This is a genomic window from Pseudomonas profundi, from assembly GCF_008638305.1.
Taxonomy (GTDB): Bacteria; Pseudomonadota; Gammaproteobacteria; order Pseudomonadales; family Pseudomonadaceae; genus Halopseudomonas; species Halopseudomonas profundi.
In genome coordinates, this window is the sequence record NZ_VTPZ01000002.1 from 65,029 (window position 1) to 80,981 (window position 15,953).

Here is a 15,953-nt window from a genome sequence, read left to right on the forward strand (position 1 = left end):
TGCCATGGTTTCGACGATTCCCCTGCACCCCGGCAAGATCTATCGGCCTCCGTTACCGGCCGACCATTTGCCCCGCCCCGAGCTTATAGCACTACTTGAACAGGCCGCTTCACGTCGGCTTGTAATGGTTTGCGCGCCCGCCGGTTTCGGCAAGAGCACATTGGCGATTGAGCTCTGTGAAGGCCTGTCTGCTTCGCGTCGCTCCGTCTGGATCTCCCTCGATCATCACGACGCTCTGGCAGGGCAGCTGTTGCACAGCCTGATAGCTGGCTTGCGTACTCTCTATCCGGAACTGGGCGAACCGGAGCTGGCACTGCTGCAGCAAAGTCACAGTGAGCAACCGCTGGCATTGGAGCAGCTCACGTTGTCTGTGCTGGATAAGCTCAATCAGCGCCACCCGGCTGAACAATCCGTCGTGCTGGTGCTGGACGACTATCACCTGGCTCAAAATCCGCAGTGCGACCGCCTTTGCGCGTTGTTGCTGGAGCGCTTGCCTGCCTCGTTTCAGCTGTTGCTGACCAGCCGGCAGCGGCCGGACTGGCACCTGGCACGCCTGCGTGTTGCCGGCAAGTTGCTCGAAATAGGCGAAGCGCAGCTGCGTCTGAACGAAGAAGCAGCCGCAGCTTTCCTGAGCCGTGCGGGCATGGTTGCGAATGATCCCGAATGGTCTCGGCATATGGTCGAGCGGAACGAAGGTTGGATCGCCGGCCTGCGGCTGGCGACGGTTGCAGCGGAACAGGCGGCTGCTGTCGGATACGCCCGTAACCTGCCGGTCATGCCCGGGCCGCTGATTGGAGAATATCTGCTTGAAGAGGTGCTGCAGTCACTGCCGGAGCGGGTGCGGCAGTTTCTGTTTGCGATTGCCTGGCTGGATCGGTTCTCGGCGCAGCTGTGTGATCGGGTTCGTGATCGCAACGATAGCCGGGAGATCATCGACTTCCTGTTACAGCACAAGGTCTTCCTGGTGCCTCTGGATCAGACGGGTGACTGGTACCGCTTTCATCATCTGTTCTCCGACTTCCTGCTCGATCAGGTCGTCAGGACTGATCTGCAGCAACGTCAGCTGGCGCATGCGCGTGCGTGCCAGTGGTTTAAAGAACAGGGTCGGATCAGCGAGGCGGTCGAGCATGCGTTGGCCGCTGAAATGCCTGAGCAAGCAGCGGGCCTGGTTCAGTCTTTGCCCCTCGATCAGCTGCTGGCGGCGCAGCCGGTGGCCATGCTCCTGCGCTGGAAGGCTGAATTGCCAGCCGTTCTGCAGGGCAGCTCGGCGCAGCTGGTTCTGGTACATGCCTGGACGCTCGCGCTCGCGTGTCAGCTGGAGGATGCCGAAGACATGCTGAGCCGGCTGTCACGTTTTATGCCACAGCCGAACGCCACCGGGCAGGCGACTTTGATTGGTCAGGCGCTGGTTTTGAGGAGCTACCTGGCGCGGGCGTCGGGACGGATCTCCGAGGCTGTCGAGCTGGCTAATCAGGGACTGACATGCCTTGCGGACGCGGATGCCGGTAGTCGACTTATGGCGATGCTGACCCTGGCCGAAGGCGAGCTGAGCCGACACCAACTGGAAGCGGCCCGGAGCTGGGCCAGCAACGCCATTGAATTGGCTCAGCGAATAGGTGATCCGCTGTTCGAGGCGCAGGTGGCGCTATTGCGTGCGCGGCTGTTACAGGCGCGTGGCAAGGTAGAACGCGCAAGACAGTTAATAACAGCGCAGCGCACCGACCTTGCAAGACGCCCGCTGCGCTCGGATGAATCACCCATTCACGCCCGGCTAATGCTCTACGAAGCGCACCTGCTCAGTCTGCAGGGCGAGCGCAATGTTGCCGCCGCGTTGCTGCGCGAAGGGATCGCCGAGGCGCGGCGTCATCGGGATGTCTTCGTTCTGGTGGGCTTTTGCCAACAGGCAGCACTGCAAGCTCAAGTCGATGGGGCGGTGACTGAAGCCTTCGAGACCCTGGCCGAGGCTGAGCGGCTGATGTATCAGTGGGACATTCCGCCGGTTTATTATCTGGGCTGGATTACCGCCATCAAGAGCGACTTGTGGATCAGCACAGGGCGCCAGGAGCTGGCTGAGCAGTGGTTGCCCCGCCTGTACCAGACCTATTGCGCCGAAGCGTCGGCTGCTCCGCCGCCTGTTTATCACTCCTTGCCGGTTCTGGTAGGCCTGGTTCAAGCGCGCCTGTTATGGGTTCAGCAGGAGCCGGCGGCCTGCGAAGCGCAACTGCAGATCTTGCTGGTCCGTGCGCGAAGGGCAGGCGAGCGTTTGCAGGAGCTGAATGTACTGGTCTATCTGGCATGGTTGCAGTTGGAGGGCAGCCGGCCAGGGGAAGCAGAACAAACCCTGCGTCGGGCGCTGGCACTTGCTGAGGATGACCGGCTGATCGGTTGTTTTTTCCCCTTGTTGCGTGGCGCGCCGGCCGGACTTGGAGAAGCATTGCGCCGGGCGCCCGAATCGGCGTTGCGTGAAGCGCTGTGTGCCCGGCTACCCGCCAGAGATGCCCCCGACGTGTCGATTCCTGCTGCGATGAATGAGCCGCTTAGCGCCAGGGAGCTGGAAGTGCTGCGTTGCATCGCATTGGGCTATTCCAACCAGCAGATCAGCGAAACCTTGTTTATTTCGCTGCATACGGTCAAAAGCCACGCGCGGCGCATCAACAGTAAACTCGGCGTGGCGCGACGCACCCAGGCGGTGGCGCAGGCCAAAACGATTGGCCTGTTAACCTGAGAGCAGGCCGGGCCGCCTGAAGATCTCTGCACGTGGTTAAAAGGCATTTGATGTATCCTTTTTATTCCAATTAATTGTGCGGAGCCGCGAGCCATGCCAAGCCTGAATCGCCAGATCATTATCGCTGCCTGTCTCGGTGTGCTCGTTGGCTGGCTGTTGAGCGGTATGCCGGACGAGGCAGGCATCAGGGAAGGGGTGCTATACGCGAGTACCCTGGCCGGCAGCGTGTTTATCGGCCTGCTGAAAATGATCCTGGTGCCGCTGATCTTCACCTCCATCGTGGTGGGGGTCGCCAGTCTCAGGGCGCATCACCAGGTGCATCGAGTCTGGGTCACGACTTTGGTGTATTTCGTGTCGACCCTGGCGCTGGCGATGCTGGTGGCATTGATCGCGGCGAATATCTTCAAGCCGGGCGCGGGGTTGTCATTATCCCTGTTCGCCGAGGCGATGGAGAACTTTGAAGCGCGGCAACTGACTCTTTCAGAGTTCTTCCTGCACTTTTTCACCAACCTGTTTCAGAACCCCTTCACAGCCTTTTCCAACGGCAGCATTCTCGCTGTGGTGGTGTTCGCGTTGTTTCTGGGCGTCGCCCTGGTGTCCGGTGGCGAGCGCTACGCAAACATCCTGCAGGTGATGGAAGAGTTTCTCGATCTGATGCTGCGCATCGTCGGCTGGATCATGCGTCTGGCACCCATCGGTATCATGGCGTTGTTGATACGGCTAGTGGCCGAGCAGGATACGTCTTTGTTGGTTACCATGCTCGGGTTCATCGTTCTGGTATTTGCGACCACCATTTTTCACGGAGCAGTGGTTCTGCCAGCAATACTTTATGCCGTCGCGCGCAAGTCACCCCTGTGGCTCTGGCGCGGCGCGCGTGAAGCATTGATTACCGCCTTCGCCACCAGTTCCAGCGCCGCTGCGCTGCCGATCTCCATGCGCTGCGCGGAACACAATCTTGGCGTACGACAAAGCGTTGCCGGCTTCGTTTTGCCGCTGGGCGCAACCATGAATATGGATGGCACCGCGCTGTATGAGGCTGCGGCTGCGCTGTTTGTCGCCAATCTAGTCGGCATCGAGCTGAGTTTTGCGCAACAGATGGTGGTGTTCTTCACCGCCATGATCGCATCGACCGGTGCGCCCGGCATTCCCAGCGCGGGCATGGTTACCATGGTCATGGTGCTGCAGGCAGTGGGACTGCCCGCCGAAGCTATCGCCATCCTGCTGCCGATTGATCGTTTGCTGGACACCGTGCGCACGGCTGTGAACGTAGAGGGCGACATTGTGGGCAGTGTGGTGGTGCAGACTGTGACGGATCGGGCTGAGGCGCGTGTAACGGGTTGATAATAGAAGGTAAAAAGCTAAACCCGTAATCCCCCCTAGCCCCCCTTTTTCAAAGTGGGGAACGGTCCGAGCAGCGGCTGCATCGATGTCCAAGGATTAGTCCGAGCAGCGGCTGGCATTATTGCCGGCATGCATCGCTATCCGTAAACGGAGACCTAGCCGGATCACAAAACCAGTCCCCCACTTTGAAAAAGGGGGGTTAGGGGGGATTCGCTTTTGCGAGGTGTGATTTCAGCCCCGAAGCCCAAGCCGATTCTCGAGCTCAACACATATCACATTCAGGACATCCTCCAGCTCAACCAGCACTTGGCGATTATCAAACCGGACGACCTTCAAGCCCAACCCTTCAAGCTGAACAGTACGGCGCTGGTCCTTGACCAGTTCAGCAGGCTCGAAATGCTGACCGCCGTCCAGTTCGACAACCAGTTTCGCCGCGGCGCAGTAGAAATCGGCGATATACCCAGCTAGAGGTTTCTGCCGGTAGAACTGTACGCCCAGCACCTGCTTGCGACGTAGCCTGGCCCAGAGCAATTGTTCCGCATCAGTCATGTCCTGGCGCAGCGCTCGCGCTCGTGGTTTGAGTTCTTTCTTGTATGGCAACATGGTTCGTCCCTGACGTTGACAGGGAAACCCTAGCGCCATCGCCTGCCCCAATCCAGCAACGGATATCAAGGCTGTGAAATGCATGTTGAAACCCGCAGCCGTTGCGGCCATCCTTGCCGACTCGTGCATTTTTCATAGGACCCGCTCATGCAAGCCCCCAGCACCGCCCTGATTCGCGAAACCTTTCCCGTCGGCCCGTTGCAGTGCAACTGCACCATTATCGGCGACCCGGTAACCGGCAAGGCGATTGTGGTAGATCCAGGCGGCAATCATCAGATGATTCTCGATCGTCTGGAGGCGTTGGGGCTGAAGGTGGTCAGTATCATCCATACCCATGCGCACCTGGATCACTTTCTCGCATCAGGCGAGATGAAGAAAGCGACGGGCGCGACCTTGCACCTGCACAAGGAGGATCAGTTCCTCTGGGATAATCTGGAGATGCAGTGCAACATGTTCGGCATCCCTTACACGCCCGTCCCGGCCCCGGATCAGTGGCTTCAGGATGACGAGGAGCTGGCATGCGGTTGTGGGGTGGCAATGCATACTCCGGGACATACCCCCGGTTCGATGAGCTTCTGGTTCCCCAGGGATAAACTGCTGATTGCCGGCGACACGCTGTTCCGTGGCGGTATAGGTCGCACCGATCTGTGGGGTGGTGACTCGAAGGCCATCGAGCAATCCATACGCGGCCGCTTGTATAATCTCGATGAGGAAGCCGTCGTGGTAACCGGACATGGTCCGGATACGCGCATTGGTGATGAAATGCGAGCTAATCCCTTTGTTCGCGCATGAATACTGGCAGCGGTTTTACTCGTTCTTTACGTTATGCATACACTGCTGCGATGTTGGCGATGTATTCTCTCGCATAACTCGTGTTACTACGTTCAAGGAAATATTATGAAGATTAAAGGTTTGATGGTTGCCGGTCTGTGTTCAGTGGTGCTGGCGGGCTGTACCTCCAACCCTTATACGGGTGAGCGCCAGGCGGGCAAATCCTCTATTTACGGTCTCGGCGGCGCAGCCGCTGGTGCCGTTATCGGCGCCGCGACGTCCAGCAAGAAGGATCGCGGCAAGGGCGCGCTGATTGGCGCTACCGTGGGCGGCGCAGCGGGTGCGGGGTATGGTTATTATGTAGACCAGCAAGAAGCTCGCCTGCGTCAGGAACTGCAAGGTTCAGGTGTTCAGGTCATCCGTAACGGCGACAATCTGCAGCTGGTTATGCCAGGCAACATCACCTTCGCCAGCAGCTCTTCGGATATTTCCAGCAGCTTCTACCCGACGCTCAATTCACTGGTTCGGGTGTTCAAGGAATTCGACCGTAACGGCATCGATATTGTTGGGCATACCGACAGCACCGGCTCCATGGACCTGAACATGCGTCTGTCCCGTGAACGTGCCACCAGCGTTGCGTCCTACCTGACAGGTCAGGGCATTGCCGGTCCGCGTATCAGCAGCAGCGGAGTTGGACCGAGCCAGCCGATCGCGAGCAACGACAGCCAGTCGGGTCGCGCTCAGAACCGTCGCGTTGAAATCAACCTGCGCCCGCTTTAAACCTTCAGTGTCGGGCTGACCCTGTGGGTCAACCCGGCATGCGCGTAAGCCGCTCTGAACCCTAGCGCTTTGCGCTGGGATATTCCCGGTGCAGCTCATCGAGCAGCACATCCTTGTCCTGCCACAGACTACTGATCCAGCCCTGGAAGTGTTCCCGGAACAGCTGGTCGTTCTGATAATCCTGACCGAGAAACTCGGCTGGGATCGGACGTAGCTCGCAACGCATGACCACCTTGCGAACCCGGCCACTCAGCAGATCCCAGAAGCTCGGGCTGCCGTCGGGGTAGTGGATGGTGATGTCGACCAGCGAGCGCAATTGTTGCCCCATCGCATCCAGCACGAAGGCCACGCCGCCGGATTTTGGGCGCAGCAGATGGCGGTAGGGTGATTGCTGCACGGCGTGCTTGGCAGGTGTCAGGCGCGTGCCTTCGAGAAAGTTGAACACGGCCACTGGCGTTGTCATGAACTTTTCGCAGGCGCGGCGGGTGGTGGCCACGTCCTGCCCGGCTTTTTCCGGATACTTGTCGAGATAGGCTTTGGTGTAGCGTTTCATGAACGGGAAATCCAAAGCCCACCAGCAGATGCCGATGATCGGAACCCAGATCAGCTCCTGTTTCAGGAAGAATTTGAGCATGGGCATGCGCCGATTCAGATTATGCTGCAGCACCAGAATATCTACCCAGCTTTGGTGATTGCTGGTCACCAGATACCAGCCGTCGTAGTCCAGCTGGTCGCGGCCCGTAACATCCCATTCGATGTTGCCGGTCAAGCGCATCCAGCCGCTGTTACACAACATCCAGAACTCCGCGATGCGAATCAGTATCCGGGTGCACAGAGTTTGCAGCGGTTTGTACGGCAATAGCTTGAGCATTGCGAGGGGGAACAACACGCTGAAGCACAGCAGTGTGTTGATGATCAGCAGCAGGGAGGCAATGATGCCGCGAAGGGGCGCGGGCAAAAATTTCAGCATTCTGATTGCTCAATAAATGACCCGGCGCTGACGCCGGGTTTGGGTCCGTTTTCATTTATCGCAGCCGCATCGAGGCGGCAGCAGATCCTGGGTTACTTGTTATTGTCGGCCTGAATAGCGGTGAGGGCGATGGTGAAGACGATGTCATCCACCAAAGCCCCGCGAGACAGATCGTTGACCGGCTTGCGCAGGCCCTGCAGCATCGGGCCGACGCTGATGACATTGGCGCTGCGCTGCACAGCCTTGTAGGTCGTATTCCCAGTATTCAGGTCCGGGAAAATGAATACAGTGGCCTTGCCGGCCACCGGGCTGTCCGGTGCTTTTTGCAGGCCGACGCTGGCGATGGCCGCGGCATCATATTGCAGTGGGCCGTCAATCAGCAAACCTGGCTCCCGCTCACGGGCGATCCGCGTGGCTTCGCGAACCTTCTCCACATCCAGTCCGGTTCCGGATTCCCCGGTCGAGTAGCTGATCATTGCGACGCGCGCCGGGATGCCGAAGGCCTCAGCTGACCGGGCACTCTGGATCGCGATCTCCGCCAGCTCGGTCGCATCCGGATCGGGGTTCACCGCGCAGTCGCCATAGACCAGCACTTGCTCGGGCAACAGCATGAAGAATATCGAGGACACCAGGTTGTACCCGGGCGCGGTCTTGATCAGCTGGAACGCCGGGCGGATGGTGTTGGCGGTGGTATGGATGGCACCTGAGACCAGGCCGTCGACTTCATCCAGCGCGAGCATCATGGTGCCCAGCACCACGTTGTCTTCCAGTTGCTGTAGCGCCATGGGCGCGTTCAGACCACGGCCCTGGCGTAGCTCGACCATGGGCTCGACATACCGCTCGCGAATGACATCCGGGTCGAGGATCTGCAGCCCTTCAGGCAGCGTAATGTGTTGCACCCGCGCCACCGCTTCGACAGCTTCGGGTTTGGCCAGCAGAACGCACTGTGCAATTCCGCGGCGCTGACAGATCGCCGCAGCCTGCACGGTCCGGGGTTCGTCACCCTCGGGTAGCACGATGCGTTTGCGTGCCTGTTGCGCCCGGCGCACCAGCTCATAACGAAACGCCGGCGGCGACATGCGTACTTCGCGCGGCGTTCCGCAGCGTTGTTGCAACCAGGCCTGATCGATATGCGAGGCGGCGAAATCGGTGACCATTTCGGCGCGCTCCAGGTCATCGACAGGTATTTCGCGATTCATGCGGTCCAGCAGGGACGCGGTGGCAAAGCTGCCGGTCGGAACGGTGATGATTGGCAGGCCATTATCCAGCGCGGGCTGACATAGCTGCATGACGCGTGGGTCAGGGGTGATATCACCCGTCAACAGCAGCCCGGCCAGCGGTGTTCCGGACAGGGACGCCAGGCTACTGGCGATAATGATGTCGTCGCGGTCGCCGGGCACCACCAGCAAGGTGCCGGGCCGGAACAGGTCGATGGTATTGGGCACGGTGCGGGCGCAGAGGATGATGTTCATGACCCGGCGGGTCTGCATGTCGCCGGGATGCAGGGTGCCGGCGCCGAGCAACGCGGCCACGTCAGCGGTGCGCGGCGCATTGAGTTCATCTTTCCAGGGAATACAGCCGATCAGGCGGAAGTCGCCGGTATCCAGCGCACCGGATTGTTTTTTCAGCGCCTGGGAGAAATCCTTCAGCGTGCGCTTCAGTTCGGTCCGGTCGGCGGGAATATCATCGCCGGTATCCAGGCCCTGCACCTTGTTGACAATCACGCCGATGACCTTCGGATCCTGCGGCCCGCCGAAGCTGTGCGCGTGCAATTCGATACGGTTGGCCAGGTTGGCGAGATTATCGTCGTCGGGCGCGGAGACCAGTATGACGTCCGCGTCCAGGCTTTTCGCCAGGTGATTATTGATGCGCGCGGCATAGCTGGCCTGGCGGGTCGGGACCATGCCTTCCACTACCACGACGTCCGCATCGATTGCGGCCTGCTGATAGCGGCTGATGATGTCCTCAAGCACACCGTTGAGATCGCCGACCGCCAGACGATGCTCGACATCCTGCAATTCAAGTGAAGCCGGCGGCTTCAGACCCAGCGTGCGGGAAATCAGCTCGCTCGAGCGTTCCGGCCCTTCGTCGCCGGGGTGTGGCTGGGCGATCGGCTTGAGAAAGTGGACACGCAAACCGGTGCGCTCAAGGGCGCGGATCAGACCAAGGCTTATGGACGTCAGGCCTACGCCAAAGCCTGTAGGAGCGATAAAAAAAGTATGCATGGTGTTCCTGTTTCAATGAGTAGGTGCGGAATCCAGCAGGGAGAGACTTTCCTCTCCGATCTGACGCTCTTCGTCAGTGGGTACCACCAGAATAGCCGGTGAGTCCGGCATCTGAATCGTGCCGGCCTGGCCGCGCGGTAGACTATTGTTGCGCTGCGTATCGATTTGCAGGCCGAAAATCCCAAGGTGGCTGGCAGTAAGCTCACGCACCAGAGCCGAGTTCTCGCCGATGCCCCCGGTAAATATCAGACCGTCCAGACGCGGCAGCGCCACCGCCAGCCCGGCCAACGATCGGGCCAGTCGATAACAGAACACGTCAATGGCCAGTTCTGCGCCGACATGCCCTTCGGCGCGCGCTTCCACCAGCTGGCGCATATCGTTGGACAGCCCGGACAGACCAAGCAGGCCACTTTCCCGATTCAGCAGTTTTTCGATACGCAGAAAATCCCAACCGAGGGTGCGCACCAGGTGGAAATGCAGATTGGGGTCGACATCGCCACTGCGCGTGCCCATCACCAGTCCCTCCAGTGGCGTCAGTCCCATGCTGGTATCCAGGCTCTTGCCATCCAGCACGGCACAGGACGAGCAGCCATTGCCAAGATGCGCCGTCAGCCAGGCGCCTTCGCCGGGCTGCCGTCCGCTCATCAGGCTCGCCTGGTTGGTCACGTAGTGATGACTGGTGCCATGGAAGCCGTAGCGCCGCACACTGTGCTGTGTGTAGAGCTCTTCGGGCAGGGCATAGCGGTAGGCGCGCGGCGGCATGCTCTGGTGAAAGGCGGTGTCGAAAACGACGATATGTGGTGTCTCGGTGAACACCTTCATTGCCGTCTCAATGCCCATCAGGTTGGCCGGGTTATGCAGCGGAGCGAGGGGCGCACTGGCGCGGATGGCGGTGATCACCCTGTCATCGATAACCTGTGCGCAGGTGAAATGCTCGCCTCCATGCACCACGCGGTGGCCTACTGCGCTCAACGGTTGGTCGGCATATTCGTCAATCAGCGGCAACAGGCTGGCCATTGCCGTAGTGTGTTCTCCATCGGCCAGATTGATCTGCTGTTTACTGTCGCCGGCCTGCCAGTTCAAGGTGGCGTTGTCCGAATACAGCCTTTCAGCCAGACCACTCAACAGGGGTTCATCGACGCCCTCACGGCGCAGGGCAAACTTGATGGACGAGCTACCACAATTGATCACCAGAACCAGCCGACTAGACATGTACATTCCGTTTCGCTGAGAAGTGTACGACAGATATTAGCGGGTTTTGCCCGGGCGTTGGGCATCTGCGGCCACTCGTCCCATGTGTCGGTCAAACCGTGCGTTTCGAGTTCAAGGTGCGTAGACTAGCTGGCTTATTGAAAACGACAGGGGCCGAACTATGCAGATTGCTGCCAAAAAAGCTGTATCGATTGACTACACTTTGACCAACGATGCAGGTGAAGTTCTCGATTCATCCGCTGGCGGTACTCCGCTGGTTTACCTGCACGGCGCGGGTAACATTATTCCTGGTCTTGAGCAGGCGCTCGAGGGCAAGCAGGAAGGCGACCAGGTAAATGTCACCGTCGAGCCTGAAAATGCATACGGCGAATTCAGTCCTGAGCTGGTTGCGGTTCTTGGCCGTAACATGTTCGAAGGTGTGGATGAGCTGGAAGCAGGTATGCAGTTTCATGCGTCCGGACCGGACGGCGGAATGCAGATCGTGACCATCACTGGTGTCGAAGGTGACGAAGTCACCGTAGATGGCAACCACCCGCTGGCAGGTCAGCGTCTGACGTTCGACGTCAAGGTTGTCGGTATCCGCGATGCCAGCGATGAAGAGATGGAGCACGGTCACGTGCACGGCGAAGGCGGCGTGGAGCACTAAGCTCAAGCTGCTATCGTCCGTCAGGACGGCAACACGAAAGCCTCCTTATTACGGGGGCTTTTTTGTGGGCGGTAGTTTGGCCTTGTAATCCTTCGCGATAGCAGCCTATCAATTTGAGTGATTAAGCGTGGCAATGCTATCAGGCTGAAATGACCAGTCGTATAGTGACGCCCATGAACAGTATTCAGGACAAGCGCGCAAGAATTCTCGAAGCTGGCACCAGTGTCATGCTGCGCAAGGGGTATAGCGGCACGGGCGTGCAGGAAATCACCCGGAGCGCTGGCGTGCCCAAAGGCTCCTTTTACCACTATTTCGAGAGCAAGGAAGACTTCGCGGTTCAGGCCCTGCATTTTTACTATCTGCCGCGACTGGAGCGGTTTGCCCGTGCTCTGGATGACCAGGACGTCTCGCCTCGGGAGCGAATCCTGCGATTCTATCGGGATCTGGTAGGTCACTTTGCCAATCAGGGCGAGCCCTCCAGCCAGTGTTTTATCGGCAGCCTCTGTCATGAGATGGCTGACGAGAGCCAGCCAATCGGTTGTGCCGCCAGCGCTGTGTTCAAACGATCCAGCGAGCTGCTGGCTGGCTGCCTGGAAAAGGCCCGGGAAGCGGGCGAGCTGGCTGTCGAACAGGATCCTGCTGCCCTGGCGGGATTTATCGGCGCGGCCTGGGAGGGCGCGCTGCTGCGCATGAAGCTGGACCGGCAAGTGGCTCCGCTGCGCGCTTTTATTGATCAACTGGAAAGGCTGTTGCGTCCCTGATCACCCACTAATGGATACGAGACGACCGGTCATATTGGTTGGCGTCGCGTGCTTGTCACACTTTCTACAATCGCCAGGAGTAACTGATGGCTGCTGATATTCGCCCGCTGTTCCAACCCTTCACCATGGGTCCCTTGACGCTGAAAAACCGTATTGTCATGCCGCCGATGACCCGCCATTTCTCACCCGGCGGCATGCCGACTGCAGCAGTTACCGACTACTATCGCCGTCGCGCCGAAGCGGGCGTTGGCTTGATCATCACCGAAGGCACCACAGTTAACCACCCAGCCTCCTCCGGTGCCGGTGACATCCCCTGGTTCCATGGCGAAGCGCTGGCGGAGTGGAAAAAAGTCGTTGATGCCGTGCACGCCGCTGGCGGCAAGATAGCGCCGCAGCTGTGGCATCTGGGCAGCGCACGCCGTCTCGGCAGTGAGCCCAATCCGACCGTGCCAGCCTATGGCCCGATGGAAAAGATCAGCAAGGGCGTCAAGGTCGTTCACGGCATGACCAAAGAGGACATCCAGGACGTAGTGAGCGCCTTTGCCCAGGCTGCCCGCGATGCCAGGGAGCTTGGTTTTGATGCCATTGAGCTGCATGGCGCCCATGGGTATCTGATTGATCAGTTTTTCTGGGAAGGCAGCAACCAGCGCACCGACGAGTATGGCGGCAGCATGGAAAACCGCGGCCGTTTTGCGCTTGAGATCGTTCGCGCAGTACGCGACGCGGTGGGACCGGATTATCCGATCATCTTTCGTTACTCGCAGTGGAAGCAGCAGGATTACACGGCGCGTCTGGCGCCTACCCCTGAATTGCTGGAAGCTTTCCTCGCTCCGCTGGTCGAGGCGGGCGTGGATATATTCCATTGTTCACAGCGTCGTTTCTGGGAGCCCGAGTTCGAAGGCTCCGATCTGAACCTGGCAGGCTGGACCCGGAAGATAACCGGCAAGCCGTGCATCACTGTCGGCAGCATCGGGCTGGACGGGGAGTTTATCCAGTTCATGGTGGATACTGACAAGGTAGCGCAAACGGCCAATATCGACGATCTGCTAGAGCGTCTGAGTAACGATGAATTCGATCTGGTTGCGGTGGGCAGGGCGCTGATTGTCGATCCCCAATGGGCGGCCAAAGTGCAGGAAGGCAGGTTCGACGAGATCCTTCCGTTTAGCCGCGAAGCGCTGAACACGCTGGTGTAAGGCGGCAATAACCGGTGCCCGGCGATAAGGCAGGGCACCGGTGTGTAATCAGGGAGGTCCGTTCATGGGCCGTTCGCGCACCCATAACAGCGTCGATCCGGCCACGGCCGTTGGCATCACCAGCAGGTTGACCAGCGGAATCAGCATGCCGACATACACCGGCAGACCAAAGCCAAGTGACAGGGCCCTGCGGCCCTTCATCCAGCGCAGCATGTCAATGAAACTGACCTTGTCGTTGTCCGCCTGATAATCCACGTACTGCACGGCCATCATCCACACGCCGAACATCAGTAACAGCGGCGATGCAACGAGATTGACTACCGGGATCAAGGTCAATAGCAGTAGCGCGATCAGGCGCGGCAGGTAATAGCTGATCTTGCGCAATTCCCGCCCAATGCTGCGCGGGACCGTCATCAGGATCTCGGTGTAACTGGTGGGCGGACTGACCAGGCCCCGCTCCTGTTCAGCGATCTTCTCGGCGAGAAATCCGTAAAAAGGCGAGGCAATCATGTTGGCCACCAGGCTGAAACTGAAAAACAGAATCAGCAAAATTACCAACGCAAAGAGTGGCCAGAGTAGCCACTCGACGAAGCTGAGCCAATCCGGCAGGGTGGGTACGAGCCGGTCCATCCAGATATTGAACTGCCTGATGCCCCAGCTGATCACAGCGATAAAGAGGGCAAGATTCAGCAAAAGCGGGATCAGGATAAAGCGTCTCAAACCTGGCTGGCGGATGGTTCGCCAGCCTTCCTTGAAGTATTCGGGGCCACGTAGCGGCGCCGGTGTGTTGGCCATGCGTTGCATTCCTTGAATAAGTGGGCGGTCAGGTGAATGTACGAACCAGCTTATAGGCGTAAACTATCCGCTTCATTGAGGCTATGAAATATCCCATCTGCCTGTCGGTGAACTAGGATTCGTCGATCCATTTGCCGCCGAGGCGCACAAGGAGTTTGCATCATGAGTGTTCTGGTCAATCGTCCCGCTCCGGATTTTATCGCCCCGGCCGTACTGGCTGATGGCGCGATCGTTGAGGAGTTCGATTCTGCCTCATTGCGCGGTAAATATGCGGTGGTGTTCTTCTGGCCGCTGGACTTCACCTTTGTATGTCCTTCCGAGATCATCGCGCACAACAACCGCATCGACAAATTTCGCGCACTGGACGTAGAGGTGGTCGGCGTGTCGGTTGATTCGCAGTTCACTCACTACGCCTGGCGCAATACGCCAGTCGAGAAGGGCGGCATCGGACCCGTAGAGTTCACCATGGTCGCAGACGTAAAACACGAAATCACCCGTGCGTACGGGATCGAACATGACGACGGCGTTGCGCTACGCGCCTCGTTTCTGATTGATCGCAACGGCATCGTGCAACATCAGGTAGTAAACAACCTTGCGCTCGGGCGTGAAGTCGATGAAATGATCCGCGTTATCGAGGCGCTGCAATTTACTGAAGAACACGGTGAGGTCTGCCCGGCTGGCTGGCGCAAAGGTCAGAAGGGGATGAAAGCCGACGCAGAAGGTGTTGCAACCTACCTCGCAGAAAACGCCAAACAACTTTGAGTTTTGTGAGCGGTCAGCAGGGCTTACTCCTTCGCCAGGCTACCGCTCCTTTTAAATTTCGCACACCGCGCATGCGGTGCCTAGGAGGCATTGATGTCTGAAGTTCGTCATTCCCGTCTGATTATTCTGGGCTCTGGCCCGGCCGGTTACAGTGCGGCGGTATACGCTGCGCGCGCCAACCTCAAGCCATTGCTGATCACTGGCATGCAGATGGGCGGTCAGCTGACTACCACCACCGAGGTCGATAACTGGCCGGGTGATGTGGAAGGGTTGCAGGGGCCGGACCTGATGGAGCGTATGCGCAAGCACGCAGAGCGGTTCGAGACCGAAATTCAGTTTGACCATATCAACAAGGTTGACCTGGCGAATCGCCCGTTCACCCTCTGGGGCGACAGCGGTGCTTACACCTGCGACGGGTTGATCATTGCAACAGGCGCCTCCGCGCGTTACCTGGGCCTGCCCTCTGAAGAAGCCTTCATGGGCAAGGGCGTTTCGGCCTGCGCTACCTGTGACGGCTTTTTCTATCGCAATCAGGATGTGGCTGTCATCGGCGGCGGCAATACCGCAGTGGAAGAGGCGCTGTACCTGGCCAATATCGCCAGGAAGGTCACCGTTGTCCATCGGCGGGAAATTTTCCGCGCCGAGAAGATCCTGGTCGACAAGCTGCTGGCCCGGGTATCCGAGGGCAAGATCGAGCTGCGCCTGAATGCCACGCTCGACGAAGTGCTGGGCGATCAAAGCGGTGTGACCGGTATGCGCATCGCGCATAACGAAGGCGGCACCGAGGACATCGCCCTGAGCGGTGTCTTCATCGCCATCGGTCACACCCCGAACACCGGTCTGTTCGAAGGTCAGCTGGACATGAAAGACGGCTACCTGAAAATCAAGAGCGGCACAGAAGGCAACGCCACCGCAACCAACATCCCGGGCGTGTTCGCCGCCGGCGACGTCGCCGATCACGTCTATCGCCAGGCCATTACCTCGGCTGGTGCCGGCTGTATGGCAGCGCTGGATGCCGAGAAGTTTCTGGACGAGCAGTAAGCGGGGCGTAGGGCTATGGAGGGCCGGGTTCCATCCCGGCCAGCGCAGTTGCTGCAAGGCGCGCTGTATCGAGATGGAACTCGACACTCCATAGGTCAGCGTTCAATAGCCTCGCTGCGAGCGTTGTA

14 protein-coding genes are annotated in these 15,953 nt (G+C 59.1%); 9 read left to right on the top strand and 5 right to left on the bottom strand.

Going from position 1 to position 15,953, the window contains the following annotated elements; translation table 11 throughout:
• Positions 1 to 4: 4 nt before the first annotated feature.
• Positions 5 to 2,725, top strand: a complete 2,721-nt coding sequence (locus tag FZE95_RS03340; RefSeq protein ID WP_150299422.1) for a LuxR C-terminal-related transcriptional regulator — start codon at positions 5 to 7, stop codon at positions 2,723 to 2,725.
• Positions 2,726 to 2,818: 93 nt separating this feature from the next.
• The gene (locus FZE95_RS03345; protein WP_150299423.1) at positions 2,819 to 4,066 is read left to right on the top strand and encodes a dicarboxylate/amino acid:cation symporter; all 1,248 of its coding nucleotides are present in this window, start codon (positions 2,819 to 2,821) and stop codon (positions 4,064 to 4,066) included.
• 231 nt (positions 4,067 to 4,297) lie between these two features.
• Here FZE95_RS03345 and FZE95_RS03350 read toward each other — a convergent pair whose 3' ends face one another.
• Entirely contained in the window at positions 4,298 to 4,669 is a 372-nt protein-coding gene (locus FZE95_RS03350; protein WP_150299424.1) for an endonuclease domain-containing protein, read from the bottom strand.
• A gap of 147 nt (positions 4,670 to 4,816) precedes the next feature.
• On the opposite strand from FZE95_RS03350, the gene FZE95_RS03355 reads away from it, so the two are divergent.
• A complete protein-coding gene (locus FZE95_RS03355; protein ID WP_150299425.1) occupies positions 4,817 to 5,461 on the top strand; it encodes an MBL fold metallo-hydrolase in 645 nt (214 codons plus the stop codon).
• Positions 5,462 to 5,566: 105 nt separating this feature from the next.
• Positions 5,567 to 6,220: an OmpA family protein gene (locus FZE95_RS03360; RefSeq protein WP_150299426.1), complete on the top strand. Its 654-nt coding sequence runs from the start codon at positions 5,567 to 5,569 to the stop codon at positions 6,218 to 6,220.
• A 61-nt stretch (positions 6,221 to 6,281) separates the two neighbouring features.
• Here the strand turns inward: FZE95_RS03360 and FZE95_RS03365 are convergent, their stop codons facing one another.
• From FZE95_RS03365 to FZE95_RS03375, 3 genes are all read right to left on the bottom strand, one after another.
• Positions 6,282 to 7,190 (bottom strand): acyltransferase, encoded by a 909-nt coding sequence (locus tag FZE95_RS03365; RefSeq protein WP_150299427.1) that lies wholly within the window; start codon positions 7,188 to 7,190, stop codon positions 6,282 to 6,284.
• Between the two features lie 92 nt (positions 7,191 to 7,282).
• Complete coding sequence (gene pta, locus FZE95_RS03370; RefSeq protein ID WP_150299428.1) at positions 7,283 to 9,415, bottom strand: phosphate acetyltransferase; 2,133 nt, start codon at positions 9,413 to 9,415, stop codon at positions 7,283 to 7,285.
• Between the two features lie 12 nt (positions 9,416 to 9,427).
• The gene (locus FZE95_RS03375; protein WP_150299429.1) at positions 9,428 to 10,627 is read right to left on the bottom strand and encodes an acetate kinase; all 1,200 of its coding nucleotides are present in this window, start codon (positions 10,625 to 10,627) and stop codon (positions 9,428 to 9,430) included.
• Positions 10,628 to 10,787: 160 nt separating this feature from the next.
• Here FZE95_RS03375 and FZE95_RS03380 point away from each other — a divergent pair, with 160 nt between their 5' ends.
• The 3 genes from FZE95_RS03380 (at position 10,788) to FZE95_RS03390 (ending at position 13,227) form a co-directional block, all read left to right on the top strand.
• Positions 10,788 to 11,273 carry an FKBP-type peptidyl-prolyl cis-trans isomerase gene (locus FZE95_RS03380; RefSeq protein WP_150299430.1) on the top strand — a complete coding sequence of 162 codons (486 nt, stop codon included), beginning with the start codon at positions 10,788 to 10,790 and terminating at the stop codon, positions 11,271 to 11,273.
• A 173-nt stretch (positions 11,274 to 11,446) separates the two neighbouring features.
• A complete protein-coding gene (locus FZE95_RS03385) occupies positions 11,447 to 12,034 on the top strand; it encodes a TetR/AcrR family transcriptional regulator (protein WP_150299431.1) in 588 nt (195 codons plus the stop codon).
• 86 nt (positions 12,035 to 12,120) lie between these two features.
• Entirely contained in the window at positions 12,121 to 13,227 is a 1,107-nt protein-coding gene (locus FZE95_RS03390) for an NADH:flavin oxidoreductase (protein ID WP_150299432.1), read from the top strand.
• Between the two features lie 48 nt (positions 13,228 to 13,275).
• Here FZE95_RS03390 and cysZ read toward each other — a convergent pair whose 3' ends face one another.
• Positions 13,276 to 14,022 (bottom strand): sulfate transporter CysZ, encoded by a 747-nt coding sequence (cysZ, locus tag FZE95_RS03395; protein ID WP_150299433.1) that lies wholly within the window; start codon positions 14,020 to 14,022, stop codon positions 13,276 to 13,278.
• 162 nt (positions 14,023 to 14,184) lie between these two features.
• On the opposite strand from cysZ, the gene FZE95_RS03400 reads away from it, so the two are divergent.
• Both FZE95_RS03400 and trxB read left to right on the top strand, forming a co-directional pair.
• Positions 14,185 to 14,784, top strand: coding sequence for a peroxiredoxin (locus tag FZE95_RS03400; RefSeq protein WP_150299434.1), 600 nt, complete (start codon positions 14,185 to 14,187; stop codon positions 14,782 to 14,784).
• Positions 14,785 to 14,877: 93 nt separating this feature from the next.
• Positions 14,878 to 15,825 (top strand): thioredoxin-disulfide reductase, encoded by a 948-nt coding sequence (gene trxB / locus FZE95_RS03405; protein ID WP_150299435.1) that lies wholly within the window; start codon positions 14,878 to 14,880, stop codon positions 15,823 to 15,825.
• Positions 15,826 to 15,953 lie beyond the last annotated feature (128 nt).

Excerpts from the sequence above, each read along its gene's own strand:
- FZE95_RS03340 (WP_150299422.1), top strand. The coding sequence starts at position 5 with ATGGTTTCGACGATTCCCCTGCACCCCGGCAAGATCTATCGGCCTCCG.
- FZE95_RS03345 (WP_150299423.1), top strand. The coding sequence starts at position 2,819 with ATGCCAAGCCTGAATCGCCAGATCATTATCGCTGCCTGTCTCGGTGTG.
- FZE95_RS03350 (WP_150299424.1), bottom strand. The coding sequence starts at position 4,669 with ATGTTGCCATACAAGAAAGAACTCAAACCACGAGCGCGAGCGCTGCGC.
- FZE95_RS03355 (WP_150299425.1), top strand. The coding sequence starts at position 4,817 with ATGCAAGCCCCCAGCACCGCCCTGATTCGCGAAACCTTTCCCGTCGGC.
- FZE95_RS03360 (WP_150299426.1), top strand. The coding sequence starts at position 5,567 with ATGAAGATTAAAGGTTTGATGGTTGCCGGTCTGTGTTCAGTGGTGCTG.
- FZE95_RS03365 (WP_150299427.1), bottom strand. The coding sequence starts at position 7,190 with ATGCTGAAATTTTTGCCCGCGCCCCTTCGCGGCATCATTGCCTCCCTG.
- pta (WP_150299428.1), bottom strand. The coding sequence starts at position 9,415 with ATGCATACTTTTTTTATCGCTCCTACAGGCTTTGGCGTAGGCCTGACG.
- FZE95_RS03375 (WP_150299429.1), bottom strand. The coding sequence starts at position 10,627 with ATGTCTAGTCGGCTGGTTCTGGTGATCAATTGTGGTAGCTCGTCCATC.
- FZE95_RS03380 (WP_150299430.1), top strand. The coding sequence starts at position 10,788 with ATGCAGATTGCTGCCAAAAAAGCTGTATCGATTGACTACACTTTGACC.
- FZE95_RS03385 (WP_150299431.1), top strand. The coding sequence starts at position 11,447 with ATGAACAGTATTCAGGACAAGCGCGCAAGAATTCTCGAAGCTGGCACC.
- FZE95_RS03390 (WP_150299432.1), top strand. The coding sequence starts at position 12,121 with ATGGCTGCTGATATTCGCCCGCTGTTCCAACCCTTCACCATGGGTCCC.
- cysZ (WP_150299433.1), bottom strand. The coding sequence starts at position 14,022 with ATGGCCAACACACCGGCGCCGCTACGTGGCCCCGAATACTTCAAGGAA.
- FZE95_RS03400 (WP_150299434.1), top strand. The coding sequence starts at position 14,185 with ATGAGTGTTCTGGTCAATCGTCCCGCTCCGGATTTTATCGCCCCGGCC.
- trxB (WP_150299435.1), top strand. The coding sequence starts at position 14,878 with ATGTCTGAAGTTCGTCATTCCCGTCTGATTATTCTGGGCTCTGGCCCG.